At 68.3% G+C, this 15153-nt stretch carries 14 protein-coding genes and 4 pseudogenes; 12 read left to right on the top strand and 6 right to left on the bottom strand.

Annotated features, from left to right (window positions below; translation table 11 throughout):
• Positions 1 to 700 precede the first annotated feature (700 nt).
• The 5 genes and pseudogenes from ABZ656_RS38790 to ABZ656_RS38770 all read left to right on the top strand — a co-directional run bounded on the left by ABZ656_RS38790 (position 701) and on the right by ABZ656_RS38770 (position 5863).
• Positions 701 to 1201 (top strand): hypothetical protein, encoded by a 501-nt coding sequence (locus ABZ656_RS38790; RefSeq protein WP_360274630.1) that lies wholly within the window; start codon positions 701 to 703, stop codon positions 1199 to 1201.
• A 17-nt stretch (positions 1202 to 1218) separates the two neighbouring features.
• Positions 1219 to 1881, top strand: a pseudogene (locus ABZ656_RS38785) (transposase family protein); the annotation flags it as partial.
• Between the two features lie 713 nt (positions 1882 to 2594).
• Entirely contained in the window at positions 2595 to 3383 is a 789-nt protein-coding gene (locus ABZ656_RS38780) for an alpha/beta fold hydrolase (RefSeq protein WP_360274627.1), read from the top strand.
• Between the two features lie 324 nt (positions 3384 to 3707).
• Positions 3708 to 5291, top strand: a complete 1584-nt coding sequence (locus tag ABZ656_RS38775) for an FMN-binding glutamate synthase family protein (protein ID WP_360274624.1) — start codon at positions 3708 to 3710, stop codon at positions 5289 to 5291.
• 17 nt (positions 5292 to 5308) lie between these two features.
• The gene (locus ABZ656_RS38770; RefSeq protein ID WP_360274621.1) at positions 5309 to 5863 is read left to right on the top strand and encodes a hypothetical protein; all 555 of its coding nucleotides are present in this window, start codon (positions 5309 to 5311) and stop codon (positions 5861 to 5863) included.
• A gap of 126 nt (positions 5864 to 5989) precedes the next feature.
• Here the strand turns inward: ABZ656_RS38770 and ABZ656_RS38765 are convergent, their stop codons facing one another.
• On the bottom strand, positions 5990 to 6463 hold the full coding sequence (locus ABZ656_RS38765; protein WP_360274619.1) for a MarR family transcriptional regulator: 474 nt from the start codon (positions 6461 to 6463) through the stop codon (positions 5990 to 5992).
• Positions 6464 to 6592: 129 nt separating this feature from the next.
• On the opposite strand from ABZ656_RS38765, the gene ABZ656_RS38760 reads away from it, so the two are divergent.
• Positions 6593 to 7726 carry an ABC transporter permease gene (locus ABZ656_RS38760; RefSeq protein WP_360274617.1) on the top strand — a complete coding sequence of 378 codons (1134 nt, stop codon included), beginning with the start codon at positions 6593 to 6595 and terminating at the stop codon, positions 7724 to 7726.
• 159 nt (positions 7727 to 7885) lie between these two features.
• Here ABZ656_RS38760 and ABZ656_RS38755 read toward each other — a convergent pair whose 3' ends face one another.
• Together ABZ656_RS38755 and ABZ656_RS38750 are read right to left on the bottom strand one after the other, a co-directional pair.
• Positions 7886 to 8287 carry a peptidase inhibitor family I36 protein gene (locus tag ABZ656_RS38755; RefSeq protein ID WP_360274615.1) on the bottom strand — a complete coding sequence of 134 codons (402 nt, stop codon included), beginning with the start codon at positions 8285 to 8287 and terminating at the stop codon, positions 7886 to 7888.
• A gap of 577 nt (positions 8288 to 8864) precedes the next feature.
• A pseudogene (locus tag ABZ656_RS38750) lies at positions 8865 to 9527 on the bottom strand (DNA ligase); the annotation flags it as partial.
• Between the two features lie 66 nt (positions 9528 to 9593).
• On the opposite strand from ABZ656_RS38750, the pseudogene ABZ656_RS38745 reads away from it, so the two are divergent.
• The 3 genes and pseudogenes from ABZ656_RS38745 to ABZ656_RS38735 form a co-directional block, all read left to right on the top strand.
• Positions 9594 to 9824, top strand: a pseudogene (locus ABZ656_RS38745) (transposase); the annotation flags it as partial.
• 300 nt (positions 9825 to 10124) lie between these two features.
• Entirely contained in the window at positions 10125 to 10646 is a 522-nt protein-coding gene (locus ABZ656_RS38740) for a hypothetical protein (RefSeq protein WP_360274613.1), read from the top strand.
• Between the two features lie 666 nt (positions 10647 to 11312).
• Positions 11313 to 11804 carry a hypothetical protein gene (locus ABZ656_RS38735; protein WP_331744370.1) on the top strand — a complete coding sequence of 164 codons (492 nt, stop codon included), beginning with the start codon at positions 11313 to 11315 and terminating at the stop codon, positions 11802 to 11804.
• A 43-nt stretch (positions 11805 to 11847) separates the two neighbouring features.
• On the opposite strand, the gene ABZ656_RS38730 is transcribed toward ABZ656_RS38735, so the two are convergent.
• Positions 11848 to 12237 carry a hypothetical protein gene (locus ABZ656_RS38730; RefSeq protein ID WP_360274636.1) on the bottom strand — a complete coding sequence of 130 codons (390 nt, stop codon included), beginning with the start codon at positions 12235 to 12237 and terminating at the stop codon, positions 11848 to 11850.
• Positions 12119 to 12370: pseudogene (locus ABZ656_RS38725) on the bottom strand (DUF6233 domain-containing protein); the annotation flags it as partial. The gene ABZ656_RS38730 and the pseudogene ABZ656_RS38725, both read right to left, overlap by 119 nt.
• A 190-nt stretch (positions 12371 to 12560) precedes the next feature.
• Between ABZ656_RS38725 and ABZ656_RS38720 the strand changes: the two are divergent.
• The 3 genes from ABZ656_RS38720 (at position 12561) to ABZ656_RS38710 (ending at position 14559) form a co-directional block, all read left to right on the top strand.
• On the top strand, positions 12561 to 13529 hold the full coding sequence (locus ABZ656_RS38720) for a hypothetical protein (protein ID WP_360274633.1): 969 nt from the start codon (positions 12561 to 12563) through the stop codon (positions 13527 to 13529).
• A 64-nt stretch (positions 13530 to 13593) separates the two neighbouring features.
• Positions 13594 to 13947 (top strand): hypothetical protein, encoded by a 354-nt coding sequence (locus tag ABZ656_RS38715; protein ID WP_360274611.1) that lies wholly within the window; start codon positions 13594 to 13596, stop codon positions 13945 to 13947.
• A 408-nt stretch (positions 13948 to 14355) separates the two neighbouring features.
• The gene (locus ABZ656_RS38710; protein WP_360274609.1) at positions 14356 to 14559 is read left to right on the top strand and encodes a hypothetical protein; all 204 of its coding nucleotides are present in this window, start codon (positions 14356 to 14358) and stop codon (positions 14557 to 14559) included.
• Between the two features lie 104 nt (positions 14560 to 14663).
• Here ABZ656_RS38710 and ABZ656_RS38705 read toward each other — a convergent pair whose 3' ends face one another.
• On the bottom strand, positions 14664 to 14852 hold the full coding sequence (locus ABZ656_RS38705) for a hypothetical protein (protein WP_360274606.1): 189 nt from the start codon (positions 14850 to 14852) through the stop codon (positions 14664 to 14666).
• Between the last annotated feature and the right edge of the window lie 301 nt (positions 14853 to 15153).

Here is a 15153-nt window from a genome sequence, read left to right as displayed (position 1 = left end):
TTCATCGGGATTCCTCCGTGGATACCCCGCCTTCAGGCGGGGGAGGAATCGGACTCCTGCGGAGCAGGGCAGGGAAAGCCGATTCGCCGTCAGGGCGGATCGGCGTCTACCGCCAACGACCCGCAGGAGACTGGTAGTTTGTAGGCCGTCGGGCCAGCGATAATCAAGCTGGCCGGGCCTACCGCCGGGCTGGCGGGATGTCAGGTCTGTGGAGCTGGCGTAAGACTGCTGGGCGTACCAACGTCCCTTGCCGTTAGTTCGGGGCAGCTGCTGTCTGAGAAGCAGAAAGCTCAACCCGCGAGGGAAGAATCCCCCTGCTTCAGCTGGGGGAGAAGCCAACAGGAAGTGACGCCTCATGAACACGGTGCGCGCAGCACGCGCCCACCGGCGCGGAGGCACCGAACCCACCTGGACCGACAGCTTCGACGGATCCGGGCGTGAGTGGACAGCCGTCCTTCCCGCACACGAGGTGTCCGGCGCCCTGCCGGCATCGCCGCGCCGCCCGACCTCGATCCCGGCCCATGCTGCACGCGGGGTGTTCTTCATCGACCAACCGGACCGCGGCGCACTCGACTCCACCAGCGAGTTGATCACAACCGGACGGTCGAGCCCGAAGACCGGCCGGATCGTCCCCCTCGCACAACCCGCGCCGCGTACAAGGCGCCCGAGAAGGAGCACCGGCGTGGCAAGGTCGCCATCCATGTCGCGGAAGGACGATCCACCGCAGCCCAGGGCGGTCGGGCCCGGTGCCCGTACGGGCCCGGAGCGCGGATACCGCGGCCAACTCCGGGCTGCTGTGACCGCGAGCGCGGCCCCGCACGGCTACACCCTGGCGCTGTGGACCGCCACCGCGGTGACGTCGTCCGAACGGGGCGCCCCCAGGGCAGCCGAAGTCCTGGCGCTCCTTGCCGGTGCGACGCTCACCTTCGTCGCGTTGGCCGCTGTCGCACACGGCGGCGCCCCCATGACGCCGGACAGATCCGCCCCGGCCGGTACGCGGATTTGGGCGGCCTTCCATCTGCCCATGGCGGCTTGCGCCGCGCTGGTCACCATGTTGCTGACACGGTGTTGCTCAGGGCCCCTCCTGTGGGGGCTCGTCGGGACGACCACGACCGCCGTGTACCTGCTGGGTGTCAGCGCCCAGTTCTTCTGTTTCGCGGTTCGCCGTGTCACCGAGAAGCCACAGGACACTCAACCGTAAGAGGTCCAGCGTCTCTCCGATGGCGGCGTCTGCCCGTCGGCCGTCAGGCCCTGCTCGCCCTGGCCCACCTGCGATGCGGCGACACGTACGCCCAGCTCGCCGCAGGGTTCGAGATCGGCATCGCGACCGTCTACCGCTACATACGAGAGGCCGTCGAAGTGCTGGCCGCCCAGGCGCAGACCCTGTCCGAGGCAATGACGACCGTCCGGACGAAGGCGTACGTGATCCTGGACGGCACCCTCCTGCCCATCGACCGGATCGCCGCCGACACCCCGTACTACTCCGGAAAACACAAGCGTCACGGCATGAACGTCCAGGTCATCACGGATCCCTTCGGCCGACTGCTGTGGGCTTCCGCGGCCCTGCCCGGTTCCACCCACGACCTGACCGCCGCGCGCGAACACGGCATCATCGACGCGCTCGCAACGGCAGGGCTGAAGTGCTGGGCGGACAAGGCGTACCAAGGGGCCGGCCGTCATGTCCGCGTACCTTTCCGGGGCCGCCGGCTCAAGCGCTGGAAGCGACGGCACAACAGCACCCACGCCAAAATCCGGTGCCTCGGCGAGCAGGCCATGGCCGTCCTGAAGGGCTGGCGCCTGCTACGCAAGCTCCGCTGCAGCACCAACCGGTTCACCAACATCGTGAAGGCCGTCGTCGTCCTTCACCACGCCTCAACCTGAGGTTGGAAAGGGCTCAGTGAATCGGGTTTTCCGCGGATGCACGGTTTCTGCGGTACTGGGCACCGCAGCTTCACCGATGTCAGGCGTCTGCGCTTCGGACAGGAATCACTCATCCAGGCGATGCGGGGTCCTTCACCAGAGCCGGACTCTGAGGAGTGAGGGGGTGTGCGGCTGCAGGGGTGCTGCGAGCGGTCCCGGGGGCCCCTGCAGCCGCACCAACACGAACATAGAGGGAGCACATGTCCGTGAAGCATTCTGGGGCGTATACGGTCGACGGTCGCATCTATCTGGTGGATACCGAAGACTACGCTCTCGTGCTTGACGCCCAGGGGGAAGTGATCGGCGAGGGGTGCGATTTTTCCAGGTACATACGTGAATACCTGGGGAGAGAGGATCTTGAATAAGGCCGTGTCCTATGTGGTGAGGCGGACGAATCGCTTGTAGCAACAGACAGCGGCGGCGCTGGGGGGTTTGAAGATCGGTGCAGCTTCGAATGCCGGTCATCCGAAAGACCTGATCCGCTGGTGGGGTCAGGCCAATCGCTAGATCGCGCGATGCGCCTCAGTGGCCATCCGGCGCACTCTGGGCGGATGGGGAATGCGCGCCGTTCGGGACGGATGCCAGCCGATGCCGGCCCGTCGTGCATGCGGGTCCCACAGCAGAGGAAAAATGGCGCATGAAACTATGTTGAGGTCGGGGCGTGAGGTACCGGGATGGCCAGGCACAGCAGGAAAATCGAATTCGTCGGTTCGCGGGGCATCCCTCTGGTGGCGCGCCTGGATCTGCCGGAGGGGACGCCTTGGGCGTACGCCGTATTCGCTCCCTGCTTCACGTGTGGCAAGGACTGGCTGGCGGCCGCTCGGATCTCCCGGGAGCTGGCCGAGCGCGGAATCGCGGTCTTCAGTGTGGATTTCACCGGTCTCGGTGAGTCCGGGGGTGACTTCGCCGACGGTACGTTCAGCTCCGATGCAGACGATCTCGTGCGTGCCGCGGACTATCTGCGTGAACACTTCGCGGCACCGTCGATCCTCATCGGGCATTCCCTGGGCGGCGCGGCGGTGCTGGCCTGTGCTCACCGGATACCCGAGGTCACGGCGGTGGCCACGATCGGTGCCCCGGTGGACCCGGGACATGTCGTGCACTCCTTCGGCGGCAGGCGGGAGGAGATCGAGCGGCGCGGGGAGGCCGAGGTGGAGCTGGGGGGCCGTGTGTTCCGCATCCGCCGGGAGTTCCTCGACGACGTCGCCGCACAGCCTCAGGCGGAGCGCATTCACCGGCTGCGTCACGCGCTCCTGGTGCTGCACTCGCCGACCGACGAGACGGTGGGGGTGGAGAACGCTCAGCGGATTCTTGACGCGGCACGGCACCCCAAGTCCTTCATCGCGATCGACGGCGCCGACCATCTGCTCACCGATCGTGCCGACGCCCGCTATGTCGCGGTCATGCTCGCTGCGTGGGCCGACCGTTACGCCCGTGGTCCGGTCGCAGCCGGCCCCACGTGAGGGCGTCGACCGCGGCAGGCGGCGAGGCGGTCCGGGAGCGGGCGGCCTCACGACGCTCGGGCCACGGACCACCGGAGCCCGAGATCGTCAACCAGCCGGCCTCGGGTCAGGAGCCGCGCACCTGCGGGTGGCAGCAGCCGTCCAGCCTTCCGCCCCCTCCTCGAGACCGGCCCGGCACCGGCGGCATGACCCGGACCTCGGCCTATTCCGCCCTTCACGAAATCCGCACACGCCGATCCGATAGAGATTCCGTCCGTCAAATGTGCCGGATATCTCATCAATGGGGAATTGTCGTGCATCCCGGGAAGGATGTAAGTTCCACGCATGATCAGAATTGCAGTGATCGGATTCATCGGGGCCGTCGCAATCGCCTTTGGCGCCACGGCGTTGACCGTCTCACTCTGGTGGTGGCCGGCCGCCGTGTTGTGCGCGGCGATAGCCGGAGTCGGCACTCATGATCTGCTTCAAAGGCGTCATTCAGTCCTGCGCAACTATCCGGTACTGGGGCATATCCGCTTCATGCTGGAGTCGATCCGACCGGAGTTGCAGCAGTATTTCATTGAGCGCAATTACGATGGCCGTCCGTTCGACCGGGATGTGCGCAGTCTCGTCTACCAGCGCGCCAAGGGAGACGAAGCGGAGATTCCGTTCGGAACCGAGCGGAACGTCTACGCCCAGGGCTACGAATACTTCGAATCGTCGATCAGGCCATCCCCGGTGGGGGTGGAGGAGCCCCGGGTCCGCATCGGCGGCCCGGAATGCATCAAACCCTACGACATGTCCTTGCTCAACGTCTCGGCGATGAGCTTCGGTTCGCTGTCCGCCAACGCCGTCCTCGCCCTGAACCGGGGGGCCGCCCTCGGAGGCTTCGCCCACGACACCGGCGAGGGCGGCCTGTCGGAGTACCATCTGCGCCACGGCGGTGACCTGGTGTGGGAGATCGGCACCGCATACTTCGGCTGCCGGACCGCGGACGGAGGTTTCGACCGCGCGCGGTTCGCCGAAAAGGCCGCTCACGACAACGTGAAATGCGTGTCACTCAAGCTGTCCCAGGGAGCCAAGCCCGGCATCGGAGGAGTGCTGCCCGGAGAGAAGGTCACCGCCGAGATCGCCCGGGTACGCGAGGTTCCCGAGGGGCAGACCGTCATCTCGCCCCCCTACCACCAGGTCTTCAGCACGCCCCGGGAGCTGATCCGGTTCATCGCCGAAATGCGCGAGCTGTCCGGGGGCAAGCCGGTCGGCTTCAAGCTGTGTGTGGGCTCCCGGCGCGAGTTCCTGGCGGTGTGCAAGGCCATGATCGAAGAGGGCACCGCGCCGGACTTCATCATCGTGGACGGAGCGGAGGGCGGCACCGGAGCGGCCCCGCTGGAGTTCGCCGACCACCTCGGCAGTCCACTCACCGAGGGACTCATCACCGTCCACAACGCCCTAGTCGGCGCCGGCCTGCGGGACCGGATCAAGATCGGTGCCAGCGGCAAGGTGGCCACGGGAGCCGACATCGTCAAGCGCATGGTGCAAGGCGCCGACTTCACCAATTCGGCACGCGCCATGATGTTCGCCATCGGGTGCATCCAGGCGCAGAGCTGCCACACCAACGCCTGCCCCGTCGGCGTCGCCACACAGGACCCGCGCCGCGCACGCGCATTGAACGTCGACGACAAGTCGGCCCGGGTCCACCGCTTCCAGTCCGCCACAGTGAAAAGCGCACAGCAGATCATCGCCTCGCTGGGCGTGAGTGAACCCGCCGAACTGCGCCCGCACATGTTGCACCGGCGTGTGGACCCGGTCACCGTCCAGTCCTACGCGGAGCTCTACGACTGGCTGGCTCCCGGGCAGTTGCTGATCGAGCCGCCCGAGTCCTGGGCAGCGAACTGGAAGGACGCCGATCCCGACCGCTTCAACGCATGACAAGTCGCGCGGCGAGCGTGCACGGCGCGTTCGCGACGTCGGGACCGTCGAATCTGCACGCGGCCGCGTACTTCCCGGACCTGACAGCCCTCTACGGCTTCCTCTCCCGCGACCTGGTCGGCCTGGGCATCGCCCAGCCCGAGCTGCGAACCGAGCTCGTACAGCAAGTGGCGAGCCACCGCGTGCGCGACCAACTGGGCCGATTCGGGGGGACGCGCCTGACGACGGGCGCGTCGCTCGTGGGCGCCATCAAGAGCGAGGAACTCCAGGCCGATGAGATCAGGCGCCTCAGCCATGCGGAACTCTTCTATGTGTCACCGGAAATGACCGACCTGACGATGGCAGCCGCAGGCTCCCTGCCGTTCTTTGCGCTCAACCGCGAAGACTTGCCTGCTGAACAGGGACTGATGGTCTTCGCCAAGCCGGTCGTGACGTACCCCAACGAGGAGGGCCGCCCGGAGGCGCAGATTCGTGCCTGCTGCTGGATGGTCGCAGAACACGACGCGATGGCTGAGCTTCTACAGCGACTGGCACTCGTGACCGCACCGCACATCGGCGAGCTGACGCCATAGCGGTTACGCGCCCTGAAGAGCCGTCGCCACACTGACGGGCCGGGCCCCGAAGGAGACCGGCCCGTCACGTCACTGCATCAGGAACTGGTACAGCAGCACGAGCGGTGGTCCTCCGAGGACGACTCCTCAGATCGGCCCCCCGCCTCCCCGGGGTGCGCTGGCGCCGTCCATGGATGCCGGATTCAGTGACGCCAACAGTTTCACCAGCAGTGAGTGCACCTGCTCCTGCTCCAGCGGCGTCAGCGCTTCCAGAGCTTCGGCGTGGGTGGCGTCCACCACGCTGTCGGCCTGCGCCGAGAGCCGCAGGCCCGCCTCGGTGGCGTGCAGTCGGTGCGTGCGCCTGTCGCCGGGGGCAGTCCGGCGCTCCAGAAGCCCCCGCTCGACCAGCCCGTTGACCGCGGTTCCCATGGACTGAGGGGTGATCGCCGTCCTGCGCGCCGCGGTCGCACTGGAGACACCCGGATCGAGGATGGCCTGAGTCAGGGCGCTGTTCTGGGCGAGGGTCAGTTGGAACGGACGCAGTGCGCGCTCGACCCGGGACGCCACGATCTGGCCGATCTGCCAGGCCACATGGCCCGTGCGCTGGACGGAATGTTTCACGCGGCGGATCCCTTTGTAAGTCAACTGATTATGATGTACAACATACTATCAGTTGGCTTCTATTCTAGGAATCTGTTTGCGATGACACTGCGCTCCTCGACCCCAAAGTCTCACAAGCATGCCCTGGACGTGGCCCACCCGCTGCCCCGCCCTGGAACCGCGCGCGCCGTCCTGGGCCCCGTAGCGGTCGTCCTGCTGATAGGCACAGTGTTCGTCAGCGTCTATCTCGCCGCCTTCCACGCGCCACGCCCTCATGAACTGCGCGTGGGGACGACGGAGGTCGGCACACATCAGGCGCAACTGAGCCAGGGCCTCGCGCGCGCCGTACCGGGCGGCTTCACACTCGAGACCTACCCCGACGAATCCACCGCCCGACGGGCTGTCCAGGACAGGTCCGTGTACGCGGCCTACCTCGGCAAGGGGAACCTGCTCTACGCCAGCGCCAACGGAGCCGGCGTCACTGCGACGGTGACCACCGCTTTCGGCGCCGTGGCCCGTGCGGAACACCAGCACCTCTCCGTCGAGGACGTTGCCCCGTCGGCGGCGGAGGACACCCGAGGACTCTCGGCCTTCTACGCGGCCTTCGGCCTGGTACTGGCCGGATACCTCTTCGGCATGACGACCTACCAGCTCGCACCCCGGCTCACGTTCCGCTGGCGGATGGCCAGCCTGGCCTTGTTCGGAGCGATCGGCGGCATCATGGTCGCGGTCATCGGCGGGAGCGTGGGGTTCGGTGCGCTGCCCGGCGCCTCCCTGCCCCTCGCCCTCGTCGTCGCGCTGATGGGCGCCGCGGTCGGCGGCACGACGATGGTGCTCCTGCGACTGTTCGGCTCCGCGGGCGTCAGTCTTGCCTCGATACTCCTGCTGATCCTCGGCAATGCCAGCAGCGGCGGGGTCCTGCCCGCGGCGTACCTTCCGTCCTGGCTGCACCCGCTCTCCGAGGTCCTGCCCGTCGGGGTGGGTGTCCGCGCCATGCAGGGGCTGTCCGGGTTCCAGAACGACGGTTTGACCCGCGCCCTGGTGATCCTCCCGCTGTGGGTGCTCGGCGCCGTCGCCGTGCTCTACCTGAAGGACGTGTTCCGACGCGAGGCTCCGAGTGCCGCGCAGTACACGGCCGAGCCTCAGTACGCGGTAGCCCTTCCGGTTGAGGAGGTCGGGGCCGACGCCGAGCCAGCGCGGCAGGCCGGGCCTGGCGGTCTGTCCGGTCTCGGCGGCGGCGGTTTCGATGAGGCGGCGCAGCAGCGCGCGGCGCGGTTCGGGTGAGCGCACTTTGCGCTGTGTCCCGCACCGCACCCTTCGCGTACGTACCGTCGGCCTGGTGCGCGAACCTGAGCACCGCACTACACGGCCGTGGTGCTGTCACGGATCCTGCCCTGACGCCGCCCCCCGCAGTGCACGTCGGCGGGCAGGATCCACCCGTGCTTACCCGCAGTCGTTGCGGTTGATCTTCAGGGAGCGGGTCTGGTCGTTGAGGTTGTAGCCGCGCAGGTCGTGGATGGAGCCGCCGCTGCGGGTGATGCATACCCACCGCCCGCTGTAGTTCCGCTTCTCGTAGACGCGGGCGGTGCGGTCGGAGTTGTTGCGGATGGAGCTACCGCGGTCACGGATCGCGGACGGCAGGTCCTTCACGCTTCCGTCCACGGCACGCCGCACCCACGGCTGGCCCTCAAAGTTGATCTCGGGGTAGATGCACACGTAGCCGGACGGACAGTCGATGCCGGCCCGCGCCGATTCGGGCTCACTGGAAGCGGAGACGGGAACGGTCAGAGGCAGGAGGAGGGCGAGGGCGGCGACCGCCCCGGCACGCATCACGTTTTTGATCACGACACAACACATACTTGCCGCCGAGAGCCGGGCGACCGGACTACGCGACGGGTTCACCCCAGTGAGGGAGCGCAACACAGCACAGGGCCGGCCTGAAGCGCGCAGGTAGTTTCCTGGAGTGCGCCAGCGTATGAATCAGTCGGCCGCGCGATGACGGAAGCTGCCATGTGACGCCGGGGAACGGAGGTTCACCGGGTCTGAGCCGCGTTTCAGCAGGTCAGCGAATCCCACGGTTCCTCCTCAGGGGCGTCTCCGCACCGCGTGGTCGGCCCAGGCCAATGTCCCCGACCACGCGTGGACAAGGGGTCCGATTGAGTCCGACCACGCCCCCTTGTCCAGGTTGGCGCAGGCTGCCGTGGAGGGGTGCTTCCCTTTTGACCAGTCTCGCTACCAGCCGCGAACAGACCGCGGACTCGGCCATCGCTCCGCACGGAGCAGCGAAGGAGACGAGACGACGACGTACACCGCCAGCACGGCTGCTCGGAGACGGCCTGGAGCCCAGTGCCGGCCATGAGGTGTCTTCTCCACGCGACAGCCGGGGAGAAGAGGTGCAGTCGAGCAGAAGCCTGTGGTCGGGTCAGCGCAGGCGGACCACGGTGACCACCGCATGCCGGGTGGTGCCTGCCACGACCTCTACGACGATCTCCCCGCTCACGGGTGTGTAAGCGTCGCCGCCCTGCGTGTACGCGTGCCCGGAGTGGGGGACCAGACGCGGGGCGATCCGGGTGGCCAGGGCCGTGGTCAGGCGCTGGGACAGCGTGATCCGCCCGTCGGGGAGCCGTACGACGAGTGCCCGCGGCTGGCGTGCGGTGCCGGTGAACCCGGTCACGGTCGCTTCGATCGTGTCCGCGTGTCGGATCTTCAACCACGACGTCCCGGTGCGGCCGGCTCGGTAGGGGGAGGTGGTGCGTTTGGCGACGATGCCTTCGATGCCCTGGTGGTGGAGGGTGGTGTACCAGGTGAGTGCGGTGTCGCGGTCGGTGGTGGCGGAGACGGCCTGGATCGGGGTGTTCGCGGGCAGTTCTGCCAGGAGGTTGAGGAGGGCTGTGCGGCGCTCGTTGTACGGCCTTGCTCGTATGTCCCCGTTCGGCGACGGCAGTTGCAGGGCGTCGAAGGCGATGTAGCGGGCGGGGCGTTGGGCTGCGAGGCGGTGGGCGCGGGTGGGGGAGGAGGCGGCTCGGGCTTGTGCGGCCTCGAAGCTGATCCGGCCGTCCTCGGTGGTGATGACGGCCTCGCCGTCGAGGACGGTCCCGGCCGGGAGGTGGAAGCCGGCGAGAGCGAGGTCGCCCCATACGGCGGTGACATCCCCTGGGAGAAGCCCGCCGAGCCCGGTCGGCTCACCCCGGCCCGGGTCCGCCGAGGGTTCCGAAACCTCCGCCCGTCCCTGCCTTGTCCTGCCCGGCTTCCCAAATCCAGCCACCCCGGCCCCGGCCGACCGCTCGGCTCGAAGAACCGACGGGCCGTCACCCGCTACGACGTGGGGAAAACCGTAAAACGCCCCGATTCGATCACCGAGCGCGACCAGGTCAGACCATGAAAGACAAACTCAGGCGGCTTACCCCGTCGCGTCGGCGGTTCCGGCGCCTTGTAGCCGAAAGGGTGAGCAGTCGTCAGATGATCACCTCAAAGGGCTAATACCCCGTCAATAGGCACTATTTTATTACAAATTGATATCCCGTCAGCTGCTCGTGGAAGCGGCGTGCGGGTGCTCCGGATGCCCCGTTCGGCCCCCCGGTGCAGCTCTTCGATATGCCCCGATATGACAGTCATTCAGACCGTAAGTACGTTTACTCACAGCCGGCTGCGCAGCCGGCCTCTCTGAGACAGGAGAAGTTGCATGATGATGACCCGCTCCCACGCTGTCACCGCGGCCGTCGCGGCCGCCGCGGCCCTGGCTGCGACCGGCATCACCTACGCCTCGGCTGCCTCCCAGCCGGCCCAGGCTGTTCACGCGCCCTTCGGCGGCAGCAGCAGCGGAAACGAGAGCAAGGGCAACGAGGGCCGGAACAACGAGGGCCGCAATGAGGGCCGGGGCAATGAGGGCCGGGAGTTCCACGAGGAGGGCCGGATTCAGATCAACGAGCGGTCGTACTCCGCCCGCCCGGGCGACTGCATCACGGTGGTCAGCGGCCTGGGCGCCAAGACCCTGAACATCCGCAACGACAGCCGCAAGACCGTCGAGGTGTTCCGCGGGGCGGTCTGCGACAACGGTGCTCCCGTCGCCACTGTCGGCCCCCACAGCCAGAGCGACGGCGTGCACGTGGACTGCGTCGACGGCATCCACGTCGATGACGGAGTGGTGGGCAGCTTCCGGGTAATCCGCGACCGCGATGACCACGGGGACAGGGAGCAGTCCTGAGTCGGCTGCATGAACATGGAACCCCGGCCCGCCGAAATCGGGCCGGGGTCCCAGTACACGGGCCCCCGCCCGGGGCGCCCCGCTCCGGCGGGAGCCCCGACCTGACCATTGTCCAACAGCCCACGCTCCGTGCACGCCCTGCCCGAGCCAGACCGCAGGCGCTGCGCGCCCGCCCGCGCGGCCGTCCCCCGGTCCACGGGCCGGCCTGCCGGGTGATTCCCGCCGCAACGCCTCCCGTTGACGCTTGTTGCCGCGAAATGGCCGCCGGCTTGTTTCGCGGCGTCCGGGCGCACCCAGACGGGTGACGGAGGCGTAGGCCGCGTGCCGTGTTACTGCTGTCCCTTACCCAGGCCCGTGATCGGACCGCACCGGCCCAGGGACGGTGCGGCACCTGGGGAGACGGCCGAGGCCCGGGAGGCGCTCACGGCGTAGTTGTCCGAGGCGTTCCCGCCTGCTGATAGCGGCGGCGCGCCAGCCGCATGCGCGCGCTGCTCCTGCGCCCGGGTTCCCCAGAAGCCTGGCGACCGCTGCGGTGGACATATACGTCACCAGCCGCGCGTGGCGGGCGCCCATGCCGGCTGAGACCCTGCGTGGCGCTTGCCCGCTGGGTGAGGCGCGCGACGGCATGGACCCTTTCCGAACCCATGACCTTGCGGGGTGAGCGATATGAGTATTCGCCTGGTCGAGGACGCGAGCGATGACGGCTATGTCCTGGACATCCTCGACATCACGTTGATTCCCGCATGGCCGCGACTTGGGCACCAGCTCCGCTGCGAGATGGACGGCCGCCTCAAGGAGACGGTTGACCTGACCCGGGTCACCTGCAATGTGATCATGAAGATCGGTCCGGTGAAGATGCTGGAACGGAGCTACCGGCTGCCCGATCTGCTGGCGGACATGGGCGCGGGTCTGTCGGGTGAGACCAAGCCGCCCGCCGGGCCGTGGAAGCACACGTGGAACTTCCGGATTCCCGAGACAGTGCCGGTGGCGGAGCACCGGATCCACCTGCGCGCGCGGACGGGGGACGGGAAAGACTTCTTCGCCCTGGACATCCCCGTCGACTTCAGCCGCAGATTTCATCTGGCCACGACGAGCGCCGGCGTCGGCTCACGTGTGCTTCACGGCCCACGCTGCCGCCGGCTGCGGGAAGGCTCGTGACCGCAGTGGTCACCTCGCGGGACGGCGACGGGCTGCAGGGTGATCAAACGGGCGGGCGGCCCCATGGGCCCGGCTCCCCGACGGCGCCTCCGCATCCGAGGGTCCTGCGCAGCCTGCGGCGCCGCCCGACCGGCTGCACCGTCGTCCCAGCGGTGCAGCCATGCAGTGTCCGTGCGCCGCGTGCGCAGACAAGGACCTGCCGGGGGCGTGATGGGTCAGCGGAGCAGGCTGCCGCCCTGGCCCGCTGGTCTTCCTGCTTCCCGTCCAATTCGCGCTTGCGGGGAAGAGTCTCAGTCGAGGATGCGGAGCTGGGCGTTGGGCTTGCAGTGCGTACAGGCGCGCACGCCCGAGGTGAGGAGCCGGCGTGCTTCGTCGCGCGGGACGGGGCTCGTCGTTTGCCCGCGGCGTAGCAGCCGCCCGCATGCACTTCGATGGGCGGGCGTCCGTTGCCGATGCCGAGTTCGACGATCCAGTCCGGCTCCTGGGGCCGGTTCTTCTGGCCGTGTTCCTGTTCGGCTTCCCGCTTCTGGAGGGCGGCGATCTTGGTGTCGATGCTGTAGCCACATGGCGTGCCACACCCGCAGGGTGAGCAGTCGTGCCAGGTCAGGCGGCAGGTCATCGAACATGTTTCCTATTCTAGATCCGCGGGCGATAGGGTTCGCCGTCTCGCGTGTTCGAATTTTAGTTCGATAATGTGGGGTGGAGGAGGTGGGTGCTGTGGAGGCAGGGACAGAGGCGCGGCGGGTGGCGAGTGTGATGCATGTGCGCTGCCCGGACCGGCTGCCGGAGGACGTCTACCGGCAGGTGCTCGAGCAGCTGGCGGAGCTGTCCCCGGTCGTCCAGGCGCTGCCCCCGACGGCGGCCCTGGTGGAACTGAAGGGCTCGCTGCGCTACCACGGCGTGGATGGGCGTCGGCTGGGGGAGGTGCTGCGGGTGCGGACCATTTCCCGGCTGGGTGTCGACGTGCGGGTCGGGATCGGCCCGACCGTCACGGTCGCGGCCACCGCCTCCGGTCAGATCACTGAGCCGGGCGGCGTCCTCGCCGTCGGCCCCGGCCAGGTGGCCGACTGGCTCGGACCGCTGCCGGTCGAAGCTCTCCACGGCATCGGCCCCCGCCAGGCCCAGACGCTTCGCGACTACGGCGTGCACTGCGTGGGCCTGCTGGCCGCCGTTCCGCCGGCGACGGTGCAGCGTCTCCTGGGCGGCCGGGCCGGCCGCCAGGTGGCCGACCGGGCCCGTGGCATCGACCCCCGCCCCGTCATCCCGCGCGCCCTGCCTGCCTCCGCGAGCGTGAGCCACACCTTCCCCCGGCACACCCTGGACGGCGCCGCCGTCCGAGCGGCCCTGCTCGACCTGGTCGTCACCCTCGCCCACCAGCTCCGTGGCCGGGGCCAGGCGGCCCGCGGCCTGACCCTGACCCTGCGTTTCGCCGGAGGTACCACGTGGGAGAAGACCCGCCGGCTCCCGGAGGCCTCCGCCCACGACGACGACCTGCGCACACTGGCCTACCGGCTGATCGACGCGGCAGGACTCCAGCGCGGCCGCCTCACCGGAATCACGCTGAAAGGCGAGGACCTGATCGCCGCCGACCGGGTGGCCGAGCAGATCAGCTTCGACGGCGTGCGCGAGGCCCGGCTGGTCGCCGAGGAGGTCAGCGACCGGATCCGTGCCAAGTTCGGGCCCGGTGCGATCCGCCCCGCCACCACACTCCTGCGCGTCTCCTGACCCCTCCGACCCCGCCGTCGAGGCGAGACTGGTGCTGCTCCAACCGCCAGGACTTCCCGGCCTGTTGCCCCGCACATTGCCGCACTGGCCGTACGCCACCGCGCTGGACCAGGCGCTGGGCGACCGCGGTGTCCCGCCGGGCATCGTCCGCCTCAACCTGGGCGGTCGCCCGGATGAGCTGATGCGGATCCGGCTGGAGTGGGATGTGAGCCGCTTCGTCGGCCCGGGATACTCGATGCCCGGCGGGCCGGTCATCTCACTCCGGCGGGTCTATGCGACACCGGAGTCGGTCGCCGCCGCGGCCGACTCCCTCGTGCACACCGGACGCCCGCCTGCCGAAGTTCACGAAGAGGAGTGGCCGCAGGCAGAAGCGGTACGCACCGCGATCGACGCATGCCACCAGCGCAAACCCGAGTGACCAACAGGTCGGAGCGCCCCTCAGACTGGATGTGAGAGCGCCGAACTCGCCCAGCAACTGCTGGAGTTCGGCTGCGGCAGCCGTCGCCTCGGAAAAGGGCGACGGCCCCCTGTTGCCCCAGGGAGCCGCCTCGTGAAGCGACCGACAGCTCCACACCAGGAGGAACCATCAGCACTGCATCAGAGCCTACGAGCCAGCCGAAGAAACCGTCACACCGGCCTCCCTGGATCTTTTGGAAGGCCCGGGATGGCGGCCCCGACCTCCGCAAGCGCCGACGCGCCAACATCCTGCGATCCCTTGTGCGCACTGCCGGATACGGCCTAGTTCGTCGTCGCGGCGGCGGCGTTGACTGGCCGTGCTCGTGGTGGGTACCCGGGGCGGTGCAGTCAGCCGGGAAGGACCGATGCCGTGATCGCCGTTGCTGTTTTGCTGCTGCCCCTGCTGGGGCTTTTGCTGTACGGCATGGACCGCGTCGAGGACCGTCTCACCGCCGGGCCGCCACAGCCGCGTCATGCCGGTGGCCACCGCCTGCGGTTGATTCCCGGCGGCCGGGCGCACACCGCTCACCATGCGGCACGCCGACAGCACGAACAGCAGTCCCGGGCGGCTTGATCCTGTCCACGTCCGCCGCTCAGCGCGTCCCGTAGGTGTGCGAAGGTGTCGACCATCCGCACCGCCTCTGGATTCGAGGTTCAGAAGCCCGGGAGCGTTGATCGCTAGGTGTCTTGCTGTCCGTGATCGTGGCTGTCGACCTGCTTCGTGGGCTTGTCATCTGGAGGGGGCGGTGGTGGTGAGGGGAACAGGAGGTCTTCGAAGAGGTCCAGCGCCAGCATCAGGAGCAGGAGCATTTCCGGCACGAGCAGAGCCAGCACGACCACGATGCCTCCCGACGAAGCGGTGATCACGGGAACGGCGCGACGGCAGAAGGTCCAAGCTCAGTGTGGGCTGAACGGGTGAGGGTCGCATGCCCGAGGTGAGGGCGTGTAAGCCGTTCGGGTGACATGGTCCGGCGTCGGCCTGCTCGCGCAGGTACTGCCACAATGTCGCGCGCAGCACCGCGGTGTGTCGGCGTACTCGGTGGTGAAGTGCTCAGTCGGGTACAGATGAACGTGCTCAGTTGTCAAAGGCTGCGACTGACGCCCTGTCGGCACTGATCAAGCCCTTTGCGAGGCTGGGCTCGTTCTGCCTATCGTTCGATTCAGCGTC

This window comes from Streptomyces sp. NPDC007095 (genome assembly GCF_040634475.1).
In the GTDB taxonomy this organism is placed as follows: Bacteria; Actinomycetota; Actinomycetes; order Streptomycetales; family Streptomycetaceae; genus Streptomyces.
This window is presented reverse-complemented; position numbering and strand designations above follow the sequence as displayed.